Consider the following 13,330-nt stretch of genomic DNA (forward strand, 5'->3'; position numbering starts at 1 on the left):
CGCCGCTCGGCGCTCAGATCGGCTCGAACCGCACCGCGGTACCGGGACGAAGCAGCGCGGGCGGGGTGCGGTCCGGTTGCCACAGCACCTGTTGGGTGGTTCCGATCAATTGCCAGCCGCCGGGGGAACTTCGGGGGTAGACGCCGGAGAACTCACCGGCCAGCCCGACCGCGCCCGCGGGCACCGAGGTTCGCGGGGAATCGCGCCGCGGTACGTGCAAGCGGCTGTCGCCGCCCGTGAGATATGCGAAGCCGGGAGCGAAACCGCCGAACGCCACAGTCCAGATGCGGCCGGTGTGCGCGGCGATCACCCCGCTCGCACTCAGCCCGGTTCGTTCACCGACCTCCTCGAGATCGGGCCCGTCGTACCGGACTTCGATCACCACCTCCGTACCCGGTTCGGTGTCCGCACGCATCGGCGATGTCTCGACGAGCCAGCGGCGTACCGCGTCGGCGTGGGTCGCCTCGGTATCGAAACGGACCAGCAGTGTGCGGGCGGCGGGAACCAGGTCGAGGACACCGTGCATTCGCTCCGCATCGAGTGCGCGGAAATGCGCGAGAACGTCGTCGAGCGAATCCAACTCCGCGAGCATCGCCGAGTCGCCGTTGCGCAGGATTCTCACGCTCCGCCGCCTAGACGAATGCCCGGATGTCGACGTCCTCGGCATCCAGCAGGGCACGGACAGCCACGGCCATGGCGGTGGCGTCGGGCGAGTCACCGTGGATGCACACGGACTGCGCGTCCACGTGCACATCGCTGCCGTCGATCGCCGTGACCACACCCTCGGTGACCATCCGCAACACACGCTGGGCCACCACATCCGGGTCGTGCAGCACGGCGCCCGGTTCGCGCCGCGACACCAGGGTGCCCTCGGGTGTGTACGCGCGGTCGGCGAAAACCTCGGTCACCACGATCAACCCTGCGCGTTCGGCTTCCTCGAGGAACGCCGATCCGGGAAGCCCGAGAACAGGCAGTGTGGTGTTGTACGAGCGGATCGCCTCCACCACCGCGCGGGCCTGCTCGCGGTGGTGCACGATCGCGTTGTACAGAGCGCCGTGCGGTTTGACGTAGCTGACTGCCGAACCCGCTGCTCGGGCGAGCCCGTCGAGGGCGCCGATCTGGTAGATGACCTCGGCAGTGAGCTCGGCCGGTTCGACGTCGATGAATCGCCGACCGAATCCCGTGAGATCGTGGTACCCCACCTGAGCTCCGATGCGCACGGTGTGAACCGCTGCACCCCTGCAGGTTTCGAGCAGGGTCGACGGGTCACCTGCGTGGAATCCGCAGGCGATGTTGGCACTCGTGACGAGCGAGAGCATGGTCTCGTCGTCGCCGAGGCGCCACTGCCCGTAGCTTTCGCCCAGGTCACTGTTCAGGTCGATACGGGTCACGTGTCCGATTCTAGGCGCGTGTCAGATAGTCACCCCGGCGTCCTTCGCGACGATGTTGTCGAGCGCGCGTTCGGCGACGGCGGCGATGGTCATCGACGGGTTGCACGCACCGGACTGACCCGGAAGCAATGCGCCGTCGAGCACGTACAGGCCGCGCTGGCCGTGTACTCGTCCGTCGAGGTCGCAGACGCTGCCCATGCTCGCCCCGCCGAGCGGGTGCCACGTGGACGGCACGATGGCGTTGGTGTCGGTGGCGATGCCTGTATTGCCGACGATCCTGCGCACCATGGGATCGATGTGGCCGCTCTGGATTGCTGCGTCGCCATCCCTCGGCCAGTGCAGGATCGCGTCGTCGCTCGCGGAGTCGTAGACGAACGAACCGCGGCTGTCGCTGATGCCGTAGCCCACGAGCACGGTGCTGCGGGTGTTGAGGCCCATCGCCGGAATCGATGCCTGGATCACCGTGAACGCCGTGTTGGGGTCGTCCCAGTTCTTGCTGCCGTAGACGACCGGGCCACCCTGCAGTGCGCCGAAGTCCTCACGCATGTCGGACCAGAGGTAGATGCGGTCGGCGTTGCTGCCCCAGTTGCGTCCGAGATCGTCAGGGAGATCCGGGATCTGACCCTTCTGCGACGCCCGGACCAGAAGTCGGGTCGTGTTGAGGCTACCGGCGGCCAGGATGAGCGTGTCGGTGGTGAGGATCTTGTTCTCGAGGAGTTTCCCGGAGGTGTCGATCCGGTCGACGTACACGGTCCACCTGCCGTCGGACGCTCGTTCGATGTCCTTGACCTCATGCTGGGCCTGGACGGTCACCAGACCTGTCGCCTCGGCAGCGGCGATGTAGGTGACGTCGACGGAATACTTGCCGCCGTTGTTGACACCGAGTGCGCCGGAGCCGTCCGTGTACGACGGAGCCATCTCGCCGCGCAGTTCGGCGAGGGCGTAGTCCCAGTCGATCGGCATGGGAATCTTGTCGAGCGGAAGCCCGGCCTGTTTCACGCGCTCGGCGAAGATCCGCGCGGCGGCGTAGTTGGGGTGGGAGACCAGTTCGTCGGGGGCGGTCGCGAGCCCCAGCATCCGCGACACCCGCGGGTAGTGGACGCGATTCATGGTGGCCCAGTCGAGCTCGTTCGGGAAGTGGGTGTTGAACACTTCCTCGCTGGGCTGCAACGACATTCCCTGGTAGACCAGCGAGCCACCGCCGACGCCTGCGGCGCACAGGGCGGTCATGTTCTGTCCGACAACCGCCTCGACCAGGCCGGTGTGCGGCTCGACCATGACGGGCCTACCGAAGAGTTCGGGTGCGGAGCGGAACCACAACATGCGCCCGTCGGGTGCGTCGACTCGCGGGAAGGTCGTCGCGTCGGGGCCGGTGGGCCAGCGCTTTCCCCGTTCGAGAATCGTGACAGGCACGCCGGCTTCGGCCAGGCGCAGTGCGCTCACACCGCCGCCGAACCCGGAGCCGATGACGACGACGCGGTGTTCTTCGCGTGTCAGCGGAACCTTGTTCGCCCGGGCAGCGATGCCGGTCGAAGCATATGCAGCCGATGATCCCGCCAGCGTCGCGCCGATGGTGGCTGCGCCTGCGAGAAATGCGCGCCTCGTGATGCTCGACAAGCTTCCGTCCCCCTCAGAATGTGCTCGGGCCGGGCGGATGTCCCCCGGCCGCGTGCAAAACTAGACAGAGTGACCCAAAGTGTCAAGGTTTTGGCATCGAGGGGCCCAGCCACCGGGTGAGAAACCGTCGCAACTCATCGTCCGAGTGCATCTCAGGGTCGTCGAACAGAACCACCGACAATCCGAGGACGAGCGCGATATCGGCGATGTCGTCGATCTCGGGAACTGTCTCCGGATACTTCTCGCTCATGGGCGCGAGTAGCTGTCGCACGACCGGTTTTGCCCGGCTCACCATGCCCGTGTCGAAGAAGGGATGCTCGCGGCCCGAACGGTGCAACGCGGAGAGCACCGGGTTGCCACGCACCGCAGCTCGTCCCGCGACGAGCAGTTCGACCAGGTACTCGCACGGCGAGCCGGTTCCGTCCAACCGCGTGAGGACATCGTCGAGCCCTCCCAGTGCAGCGCTCGCGACCGCTTGCGACACCAGATCTTCGCGACTCCCGAATATCGAGTACACGGTCTGCCGGGAGACGCCGGCCGCCTTCGCCACCCCTGCGATGCTGACGGCATCGAACCCGTCGCGCGTGATGAGCGCGAGCGTCGCGTCGAGAACCTTCGTACGGGAGCGCATCCGCTGATTGTCCCGCACCGAGCGGACGTCATGACGCCGGTGCGAGAACCCGCCCAGCGCCCCGGCGACGTTGCGCCGATCCGATCGTCCGGCACACGAGGTAGATGACGAAGGCGATCGTGGTGATGAAACTCGACACCGGGACACCGGGTGCGAGCGCGAGCAGGATACCGCCGACAGCCGCGACCTCGGCGAAGACCACCGACAGGACCGTCGCCGCGAGTGGCCCACGAGTCACCCGCGCCGCTGCGGCGGCCGGTGTGATGAGCAGCGCCATGACGAGTAGCGCACCGACGATCTGCACACCGAGCGCAGCGGTGATGCCGACGAGCACCGCGAAGACCATCGAGAGTGCCCGCACCGGCACTCCGCGTGCGGCGGCGACCTCCGGGTCGGTGCTCGCGAAAAGCAGAGGGCGGTACATCAGGAGCAGGGCGCCGATCACCACCACTGCGCAGCCCGCGAGCAGCGAGATGCCGGTTCCGCCGGGCGCCACGATCTGGCCGGTCAACAGCGAGAACGCCGCGCCGGTGCGCCCGTCGTACGCCCACAGCAGCAGCACTGCGAGGCCGAGTCCGAAGGCCATGACGACGCCGATCACCGAGTCCCGTTCGCGGGCACGGGTACCGAGCAACCCGAACAGGATCGCGGCGACCACTGCGCCGACGACCGCACCGAGCCCCACGGACACTCCGACCAATAGGGCTGCGGCGGCGCCGGTGAGCGACAGTTCGGACGTGCCGTGCACCGAGAACGCCATCTGACGGCTGATGATCAGGGGCCCGATGACGCCGGCGAGGAGACCGAGGATTGCGCCGGAGATCAGCGCCTGCTGCACGAAGTCGTACTGCAGCAGATCGGCTGTGGCCCGGAAATCGAACAGACGTCCCATTGCGTCCGTGAACTTGCTGCTCATTCGCTGTCTTCCGGGTGGTGGTGGTGGACGCCTTCGCCGGGACGGAGCCCGCCCGCGCTGCCGAGCGCATCGATGGCGTCGCCCGTGCCGACGACGACGAGCCGCCCCCGCATCTCGAGCACTTCGACTTCGGTGCGGTACAGCTCGGAGAGCACCTCGGAGGTCATGACCTCCGACGGTGTGCCGATGCGGAACTGGCCGTCGACGAGATACAGCACTCGATCGACGAGGGGAAGGATCGGATTGATCTCGTGGGTGACGAACAGGACGGCGGTGTCGTGGTCCTTGCGTCGCTGGTCGATGAGCGTCGACACGAGATGCTGGTTGGCGAGGTCGAGGCTGAGCAGCGGTTCGTCGCACAGCAGGACCTGCGGATCACCCACGAGCGCCTGCGCCACCCGGAGTCGTTGCTGTTCTCCGCCGGACAGGTCGCCCACCAGCGCGTTCGCGTACGACTGCGCGCCGACCTGGGCGATTGCGGCGTCCACAGCGGCCTTGCGGCGCTTGAAATGTCGAATGCCGGTGCCCCACAGGTGCCCGTCCACTCCGAGTCCGACGAGGTCGCGGCCGCGCAGCGGGACACCCACCTCGAGGGTCTTCTGTTGCGGCACGTATCCGACGTGGGGGCTGCCGGTGTGGACCGGTGTGTCCGCGATGGTGGCGGTGCCGGCGCTGAGCGGTAGCTGACCGAGCAGGACCTTGAGCAGAGAGGTCTTTCCGGCGCCGTTCGGCCCGAGGACCGCGACGAACTCTCCGGGATGCACCGCGAGATCGAGGTGGTCCCAGAGGGTACGGTCGCCGAACGCCAATCGGGCGCCGCTCAGTTCGACCGCGTGGGGATGGTCGGGTAGGGAAGATGTCACCGGGGTCCGCGTTCTCGAGCTGTGGTCAGGGGCTGTGGGGATTACGACGCAGAATCGAGTCCGGCGGCGAGCGACTCGGCGGTCCGGGTCTGCCACTGAATGTAATCGACTCCCTCGGGGAGGGTCTCGAAAACCTCGACGACGGGAATGCCCGAAGACTCCGCGGCGGAGCGCATCTCCCGGCTCACCTTGTCCTCGGTCTGCGGATTGTAGAGAAGCACCCCGACCCTCTTGTCCAGCAGCAGTTGCCGGGTTTCGGCGATGCTCGCGGGCGACGGGTCGGTGCCGTTCTCGATCGCGTTGGTGAAGTCGGTGGGGGTCACGTCGTCGAGACCGGCCGACAGTACGAGGTAGTGGCCGATGGTCTCGGTCTGCGCGATGGGTGCGTCGGTGTGGGTGTCCGCGATCCGGGTCGTCACGTCGGAGATGCCGTGCAGGCTCTCGTGGAAGGCGGCGGCGTTGTCGCGATACACCTGAGCGCCGTCCGGGTCGAGCGCGGCGAGCTGCTCGGCGACCGCGTGTGCGACGGCGTCGGCGGTTGCGAGGTCGTACCAGAGGTGTTCGTTGATGCCGCCGTGATCGTGACCGTCGTGATCGTGAGCGCTGTCATCGTGTGCGTCCTGCGCCGGGGCTTCGGTCGCGGAGGTGTCGTTGCTCGTGCCGTGGTCGTGGCCTGAGTGCAGATCGCTGTGTTCACCCGACTCGAACAACGCGAACGCTTCGACGGTGGGGACATCGTCACCGATGGACTCGAGGATGTCGTCGACGAAGTGGTCGTATCCGCCGCCGTTGAAGACCACCAGCGATGCGTCGCTGATCGCAGCGGCATCGAGCGGGCTGGCTTCGTAGGAGTGCGGGTCGGCGTTCGGCTCGGAGATCAGCGATTCGACCTCGATACGGTCTCCCGCGACGGCCTGGGCGATCGAGCCCCACACGTTCGTCGACGCGACCACGCTCAGGTCGCCGTCCGAGCCCGAGTCGCCGGTCGTGCCGGAGCCACACGCAGCGAGGACGGTCGCGCACGACAGTGTGGCCGCGGCGAGCGCGGCGCGGGAGGACATACGCACTGGTGTTCTCTCCTGGGTCGGGGGCGCAGGAAGGTGGTGAGGCCACCCTAACGCTATTGGAAACCGTTACCGTTCCACTTTAGCGGACGATTTTGCGTATTCTTCCCAACCCGCCTGGTCGTGAGCATCGCCACAGGACTACGGTCCGATCATGTCCAGGTCCCGTCAGCCGCGCCGACAGGCGACTCTGGCGTCGATCGCCGCCGAGCTGAAAATCTCTCGCACCACGGTCTCGAACGCGTACAACCGACCAGATCAACTATCCACCGAGCTGCGCGAACGGGTCTTCGAAGTCGCCAAGCGCCGCGGCTATGCCGGTCCCGACCCGATGGCGCGATCGCTGCGTACCCGCAAGGCCGGCGCGGTCGGGGTGCTCCTCACCGAGGCACTCAGCTACTCGTTCCGCGACCCTGCCGCGATGAGTTTTCTCTCCGGCCTGTCCGAAGCATGTGAAGCCGCCGGACAGGGTTTGCTCCTCATTCCTGCAGGACCGGGCCTCACCGACGCGGAGGCCGCGCAGGTCGTGCATCGCTCGTCCGTCGACGGGTTCGTCGTCTATTCCGTACCGCCGGAGGATCCCTATTTGGCCGCGGTGCTCGAGCGGCACCTGCCGATCGTCGCGTGCGATCAGCCGCGCGGCATCGGTGCGGCGCCCGTCGTCGGAATCGACGACCGCCGCCCGATGCGTGATCTCGCCGCCCACCTGATCGAGCTCGGGCACTGCGAGTTCGGGATCGTCTGCATGCGGCTCGGCCGCGAACGGCACGACGGCGTCGTCGACCTGTCCGTTCTCGAGGACACGGGCTTCCATGTCCAGCATGAACGTATCCTCGGGGTGCGCGACGCCATGCGCGACGCCGGGCTGGACGACTCCGCACTCACCGTGGTCGAACGGTTCACCCACACCTCCGGCGACGGGCAGTCCGCCGCGGCACAGATCATGAGCGTCAACCCGCGCATCACCGCGCTGATGTGTACCACCGACGTGCTGGCGCTCGGCGCGCTCGCCTGGGCCGACCGAGCCGGGCTCGATGTCCCCGGTCACCTGTCGATCACCGGGTTCGACGGTGTTGACGAGGCGCTTCGCGAAGGACTGACGACGGTGAGTCAGCCCCAGAAGGACAAGGGCCGCCGCGCGGGTGAGCTGCTGCTGGCCTCGCCCGCGCACTCGGGCATCCCCGAGATCGAGACCCTCGACACCCAGTTGGTGTTCGGCAAGACCTCGGGTCCGGTGGAGAGCACCGGCTGGTACGCCGAGTAAGGCCGGTCAGGCGGGATTCGCGGCGAGCAGCTGCGCGCAGCGCAGGAGCCCGATGTGGCTGTACGCCTGCGGATGATTGCCCAGCGACCGCTCGGCCACCGGGTCGTACTCCTCACTGAGCAGACCGGTCGGCCCCGCGGCGGCGACGAGCTGAGCGAACAGCGCCTCCGCATCGTTGCGTTGCCCGACGAGCAGATACGCCTCGACGAGCCATGCCGCGCACAGGTGGAAGCCACCTTCGACGCCCGGCAGGCCGTCCTCGTGGCGGTACCGATACACCGTCGAACCACTCCGCAATTCCAATTCGGTGGCCCGGACCGTCTCGCGGAACCGCTCGTCGGTGGGGTCGATCAGTCCGGTCAGTCCGATGAACAGGGTTGCCGCGTCGAGGTCGGTGCCGTCGTATGCGGCGGTGTAGGAACGGACGTCGTCGTTCCAGCCCTTCTCGAGAACCTCCTCCGCGATCTCGTCGCGGAGTGATTCCCAACCTTCACCGGCGGGACGTGAGAACCTGTCGGCGAGTGCGAGGGCGCGATCGACGGTGAGCCAGCCCATCACCTTCGAATAGACGTGGTGTCGTGGGTTGTCGCGGATCTCCCAGATACCGTGATCCGGTTCGAACCAGCGGCGTTCGACGGCCGTGACCATCGAACAGACCAGCTCCCAGTCGCGATCGGTGAGCGCGGACACGTGGTCGGCACCGCGTGAATCGCGCCGATGCGCGATTGCGGAGATCAGATTGACGATGGGTCCGAACACGTCGAGCTGGACCTGCTGATTGGCTGCGTTGCCGACGCGCACAGGTCGTGAACCCGCATATCCGGGAAGGGAATCGAGCACGGCCTCCGGAGGCAGCGGGCCACCGGTGAGGGTGTAGAGCGGATGCAGGCGCTCCGGTCCGGGGAGTGTCTCGAGAACGTCGTGTACCCAGTCGAGGTAGTTTTCGGCTTCGGTGAGGGAACCCACGTCCACGAGCGCATGCGACGTCAGCGCCGCATCGCGCAGCCAGCAGTACCGGTAGTCCCAGTTGCGCACGCCGCCGATCTCTTCGGGCAACGACGTGGTCGCTGCCGCAAGGATCGAGCCGGTCGGTTCGTGGACGAGGCCGCGCAGGGTGAGCGCCGACCGCTTGGCGAGATCGGGCTTGAGGGTGGGAAGGTCGAGTTCGGCGGCCCACTGCCACCAGTAGGCTTCCGCGTGTGCGCGCCGCTCCACCTCGGACGCCGGATGGGGTCCGAGATCGTCTGTTCCGCAGCGTAATTCCAGGGTGATATCGCCGTCGGTCGGGTCGACGACGGCGTGCGCGGTGTGGTGGACGCCCTCGCTGGTGATGTCCCAGCGGACTCCCGGTGACCGCAGGACGTACGGTTCGTTGAAGCCGTGCACGCGCAGACCGTCGTCGACGGCCTCGAGGGTCACCTGGCCCTGGCCGAACTCGGGACGCGGTGCGAACGTCACGACTGCCGATGCGCGGCCGGAGATCACGCGCGTCAGGTCGGTGCGGCCGGCGTCGACGTCGTGCGGCAGATAGTCGATCACCGCGAGGCTCGCCCAGCGGGTCACGACCGTCATCGTCGAGTCGACGTACCGCTGGCTCAACGGAAGTGCTTCGCGCGTCGGGCCGATCGTGAAATGACCGGCGGCGTCGCCGCCGAGGAGATGGGCGAAGATCGCGGCCGCATCCGGCTCAGGATGGCACAACCAGGTGATGGTGCCGTCTGGGGTCACCAGCGCCTTGGAACGCGGACTTGCGAGCATCGTGAGTCGTTCGATCGGCGCGGCGTGCGCTCCCGAAAGCCACGTGCGGCGTTCCTCGAGGAGGAATGCCAGGGAGGCGACCACGTCCTCGGAGCGATCCACCCGGTACTCGGCGACCGTCTCGCCTTCGCCGACCTTGATACCCACATCGGGTCCGTGCAGGGAAGCGAATGCCTTCTCGTCGGTGACGTCGTCCCCGAAGAATACCGCGGCGCTCGAGGCTTCCTGGTGCCGGATGATGTCGAGTGCACTGCCCTTGTCGGTCGGGACGACGGACAGTTCGATAACGGCCTTGCCTTCGGTGACCTGGATGCCGGGGAGCAGCGCGAGATCGCCGCGCACCGCCGCCAGGGCGGATTCGGCGTCCTCGGGCGCGGCATTGCGTACGTGCAAGGCGGCGCTGGCGGGCTTCGCCTCCACCCCGACCCCGGGGAATCGCCTCGCGATGGCCTCGAACCCCGCGACGATGTCGTGGAGTCGGCTCCGGGACTCGTCGTCGATCGCATGCACGAATCCGACATCGAACTCGGAGCCGTGGCTTCCGACCAGCTTGACCTCCACGGGCAGACGCGAAAGCACCGCCAGATCCTTGAGCGCGCGTCCCGAGATGACCGCGGCGGAGGTCCCGGGCAGAACCGCGAGGCCCCGCAGGGCGCGGACCGCTTCGGCGTGCGGATGAGCCTTGTCCGGATCGGACACGATGGGGGACAACGTGCCGTCGTAGTCGCTCGCGACCAGCAGCCGGGGTGCGCGTGCGACGGCGGCCAGCGCCCGGCGCAGCTCGATGGGGAGATCTAGTGCGCTCACCTGTCCCAAGGTAGGCGAAAAAACCCGTGCATCCACCCGTGTGGAGGCAATCGTGGGGGTGTTTCGTGTTACACCGTCGGAGTGTGGGACGTAAGAGTCGTTCGGCTCAGGAATCGCCGTGCGACTCGGCGCCACCCGGCGTGGAGTACACTTCGCGCGGGGAATCGCCGAGCAGCAGGTCGACGGTCAGTTCCAGCCGGCGTGCGACGTCGGTGGCCGAGGAGCGGCGGGTCAACCACGCTACGAGGTTGGACAGCCACACATCGCTGATGACGCGCGCGATCGCGAGTTCTTCCTCGGTGGGCTCGCCCTCGTTCATCGCCTTGGCGAAGAGCCGGTCCATGAGCTTGCCTACCTGGTCGACCTCGGCGGCGGCCGACGCATCGGCGAACATGAACGCCCGGGTCATCGCCTCGGTGAGCAGCGGGTCGCGCTGCATGGCCTTGGTGATCAAGCTCAGGATCAGATGCATGCGTTCGAGCGGACTGTGGCCGGGTGGGATCTTCCCCCTGCCCTCGATGCGGGCGAATTCGCGCCCGAGGGCCGAGACCAGCAGGTGCACCTTCGACGGGAAGTACCGGTACAGCGTGCCCACCGCGACGTCGGCGCGTTCTGCCACCGAGCGCATCTGCACGGCCTCGTAGCCGCCCTTGGACGCGAGCGTCAGGGTGGCGTCGAGAATCCGCTTGCGCCGTTCCTTCTGAGCGTTGGAACTGAGATCGTCCTCGGTGAGGGCGGTCAGGGTTCCGTTGCCATTGGAACGCGAGCGAGACGGGGTGGCCATAGATCGTTTTCCTCACACCTTGACTCTGAACCGGTGTCATATTAGAACACGTTCTAGGTAAGAATGTCATTTCGAAAGGTCGGAGACCCGCTGTGAGTATTGCCATGACAGAGGAACAGCGGGCCGTTCAGGCTTCTGTTCAGGCCTGGTCACGAGCCGTGGAGCCGGTGTCCAGGATACGTCGGCATCCCGACGACGTGTGGCGCGAGGGCTGGACGTCGCTCGCCGAACTCGGACTGTTCGGTGTTGCCGTTCCGGAAGAGGCCGGAGGGCTCGGCGCCACCGTGGTCGACCTGGCCGTCATGCTCGAACAGGCCGCACACGAACTCGCTCCCGGGCCGGTCGTGACGACTGCCGTCGCTGCGCTCGTGTTCGGTCGCGGCGGAGATTCGGCGGTGAAGACGGCCACCCTGCTCGCGGAAGGCGCCCTGCCCACCGCCGTCGCACTCGACCCGGTCACCGCCGAGTCCACAGCCGACGGTGTCGTGCTGACCGGTGAGGCCGGCGCGGTGATCGCGGCAGAGTCCGGTGTGGCAGTCCTCGTCCGGCTCGACATCGACGGCCCCGAACGCTGGGGGTTGGTGGACGCCGATGCCCCGGGCATGCATCTGGACGTGCTCGACACGATCGACAAGTCACGCCCGCTCGCACGGGTGCGATTCGACGGAACGGTTGTTCCTGCAGACCGGGTGGTGCAGGCTCCCGCAGGGTTCGTCCACGATCTCACCGTGGCACTCTCGGCGGCCGAGCTTGCCGGCGTCGCAGGCTGGGCACTGACCACCGCAGTCGAGTACGCCAAGATCCGCGAGCAGTTCGGCAAGCCCATCGGTTCGTTCCAGGCCATCAAGCACCTGTGCGCGGAAATGCTGTGCCGCACGGAGAAGATCCGAGCCCTGGCCTGGGACGCAGCCGTTGCCGTGGACGCCGATCCGGCCGAGCTGCCCGTCGCGGCCGCCGTCGCTGCGGCGGTATCGCTGGACGCGGCCGTGAAGACCGCCGAGGACGCGATCCAGGTCCTCGGCGGAATCGGCTTCACCTGGGAACACGACGCGCACTTCTACCTGCGGCGCGCGGTGGCCACGCGGCAGCTGCTCGGCGGTTCCACCAAGTGGCGCGCACGACTGACCGGTCTGACCCGCGCGGGCGCACGCCGCCATCTCGGAATCGACCTGTCCGAGCACGCCGCCGACCGCGAACGTATCCGCGGCGAGATCGCGGCGATCGCGGCGCGACCCGAGTCGGAGCATCGAGTGGCGCTTGCCGAATCGGGTTGTCTCGCACCGCACTGGCCCGCCCCGTACGGGCGCGGGGCCGGCCCTGCCGAACAGCTCCTGATCCAGGAAGAACTTGCGGCCGCAGGAATCACGCGGCCCGACCTGGTGATCGGATGGTGGGCGGTGCCGACCGTACTCGAGCACGGAACCGCCGAGCAGATCGAACGTTTCGCGATGCCCACCCTGCGCGGCGATATCGTGTGGTGCCAGCTCTTCTCCGAGCCGGGCGCCGGATCCGACCTCGCGGCCCTGCGTACCACCGCGGAGAAGGTCGACGGCGGCTGGACACTGCAGGGACAGAAGGTGTGGACCTCGCTCGCGCACGAGGCCGACTGGGCGATCTGCCTGGCCCGCACCGACCGGGACGCTCCGAAACACAAGGGCATCACGTACTTTCTCGTCGACATGAAGTCCGCGGGCATCACCGTGGCACCGCTTCGCGAGATCACCGGCGATGCGCTGTTCAACGAAGTCTTCCTCGACTCGGTGTTCGTGCCCGACGAGTGTGTCGTCGGTTCGCTCGGCGGCGGCTGGAAACTCGCACGGACCACGCTCGCGAACGAGCGGGTCGCGATGGGCGGGAAATCGTCGCTCGGCCCCGCAATCGAAGAGCTCCTCACCTGGGCCGCACCCGGCGACGCGGTGGCCGACGACCGGATCGGCACCCAGATCGGCGAGGCGCTGGTGGGGTCCCTGCTGGATCTGCGCACCACTCTCGCGCAGCTCGAGGGCCAGGATCCGGGCCCGGCGTCGAGCGTGCGGAAGCTGATCGGGGTGCGTCAGCGTCAGGACACCGCGGAGCTCGCGATGGATCTCGCGGGGGAGGCGGGATGGGTGGAAGGCCCGCTCACGCGTGAGTTCCTCAATCTGCGCTGCCTGACGATCGCGGGCGGTACCGAGCAGATCCTGCTCACCGTGGCGGCCGAGCGCCTCCTGGGACTGCCCAGGAGCTGACGGGTCG

Annotated in this window: 11 protein-coding genes; 2 read left to right on the top strand and 9 right to left on the bottom strand. The window is 67.6% G+C overall.

What is annotated here, in order from left to right; genetic code table 11:
• Window positions 1-13 precede the first annotated feature (13 nt).
• The 7 genes from EV641_RS16980 to EV641_RS17010 form a co-directional block, all read right to left on the bottom strand.
• Entirely contained in the window at window positions 14-622 is a 609-nt protein-coding gene (locus tag EV641_RS16980) for an allophanate hydrolase subunit 1 (RefSeq protein ID WP_054716868.1), read from the bottom strand.
• Window positions 623-632: 10 nt separating this feature from the next.
• Window positions 633-1,391: a 5-oxoprolinase subunit PxpA gene (locus EV641_RS16985; RefSeq protein ID WP_132473233.1), complete on the bottom strand. Its 759-nt coding sequence runs from the start codon at window positions 1,389-1,391 to the stop codon at window positions 633-635.
• A 21-nt stretch (window positions 1,392-1,412) separates the two neighbouring features.
• Entirely contained in the window at window positions 1,413-3,008 is a 1,596-nt protein-coding gene (locus tag EV641_RS16990) for a GMC oxidoreductase (RefSeq protein ID WP_132473235.1), read from the bottom strand.
• Between the two features lie 82 nt (window positions 3,009-3,090).
• Entirely contained in the window at window positions 3,091-3,639 is a 549-nt protein-coding gene (locus EV641_RS16995; protein ID WP_054716871.1) for a TetR/AcrR family transcriptional regulator, read from the bottom strand.
• Between the two features lie 28 nt (window positions 3,640-3,667).
• A complete protein-coding gene (locus tag EV641_RS17000) occupies window positions 3,668-4,555 on the bottom strand; it encodes a metal ABC transporter permease (protein WP_132473236.1) in 888 nt (295 codons plus the stop codon).
• Window positions 4,552-5,418 carry a metal ABC transporter ATP-binding protein gene (locus tag EV641_RS17005; RefSeq protein ID WP_132473238.1) on the bottom strand — a complete coding sequence of 289 codons (867 nt, stop codon included), beginning with the start codon at window positions 5,416-5,418 and terminating at the stop codon, window positions 4,552-4,554. The genes EV641_RS17000 and EV641_RS17005 overlap by 4 nt, the downstream gene beginning before the upstream one ends.
• 41 nt (window positions 5,419-5,459) lie before the next feature.
• Window positions 5,460-6,485: a zinc ABC transporter substrate-binding protein gene (locus tag EV641_RS17010; RefSeq protein ID WP_054716990.1), complete on the bottom strand. Its 1,026-nt coding sequence runs from the start codon at window positions 6,483-6,485 to the stop codon at window positions 5,460-5,462.
• Between the two features lie 151 nt (window positions 6,486-6,636).
• On the opposite strand from EV641_RS17010, the gene EV641_RS17015 reads away from it, so the two are divergent.
• On the top strand, window positions 6,637-7,746 hold the full coding sequence (locus EV641_RS17015; RefSeq protein ID WP_054716987.1) for a LacI family DNA-binding transcriptional regulator: 1,110 nt from the start codon (window positions 6,637-6,639) through the stop codon (window positions 7,744-7,746).
• Window positions 7,747-7,752: 6 nt separating this feature from the next.
• Here EV641_RS17015 and otsB read toward each other — a convergent pair whose 3' ends face one another.
• Both otsB and kstR read right to left on the bottom strand, forming a co-directional pair.
• Window positions 7,753-10,311 (bottom strand): trehalose-phosphatase, encoded by a 2,559-nt coding sequence (gene otsB, locus EV641_RS17020; RefSeq protein WP_132473240.1) that lies wholly within the window; start codon window positions 10,309-10,311, stop codon window positions 7,753-7,755.
• 106 nt (window positions 10,312-10,417) lie between these two features.
• The gene (kstR, locus tag EV641_RS17025) at window positions 10,418-11,095 is read right to left on the bottom strand and encodes a cholesterol catabolism transcriptional regulator KstR (protein ID WP_132473242.1); all 678 of its coding nucleotides are present in this window, start codon (window positions 11,093-11,095) and stop codon (window positions 10,418-10,420) included.
• 92 nt (window positions 11,096-11,187) lie between these two features.
• On the opposite strand from kstR, the gene EV641_RS17030 reads away from it, so the two are divergent.
• Entirely contained in the window at window positions 11,188-13,323 is a 2,136-nt protein-coding gene (locus tag EV641_RS17030; RefSeq protein ID WP_132473244.1) for an acyl-CoA dehydrogenase, read from the top strand.
• Window positions 13,324-13,330 lie beyond the last annotated feature (7 nt).

The sequence above is a fragment of the Rhodococcus sp. SMB37 genome (assembly GCF_004345605.1).
In the GTDB taxonomy this organism is placed as follows: domain Bacteria; phylum Actinomycetota; class Actinomycetes; order Mycobacteriales; family Mycobacteriaceae; genus Rhodococcus.

What these genes read in the sequence shown, in the direction of transcription:
- kstR (WP_132473242.1), bottom strand. Translation starts at nt 11,095, where the DNA reads ATGGCCACCCCGTCTCGCTCGCGTTCCAATGGCAACGGAACCCTGACC.
- EV641_RS17000 (WP_132473236.1), bottom strand. Translation starts at nt 4,555, where the DNA reads ATGAGCAGCAAGTTCACGGACGCAATGGGACGTCTGTTCGATTTCCGG.
- EV641_RS16995 (WP_054716871.1), bottom strand. Translation starts at nt 3,639, where the DNA reads ATGCGCTCCCGTACGAAGGTTCTCGACGCGACGCTCGCGCTCATCACG.
- EV641_RS17015 (WP_054716987.1), top strand. Translation starts at nt 6,637, where the DNA reads ATGTCCAGGTCCCGTCAGCCGCGCCGACAGGCGACTCTGGCGTCGATC.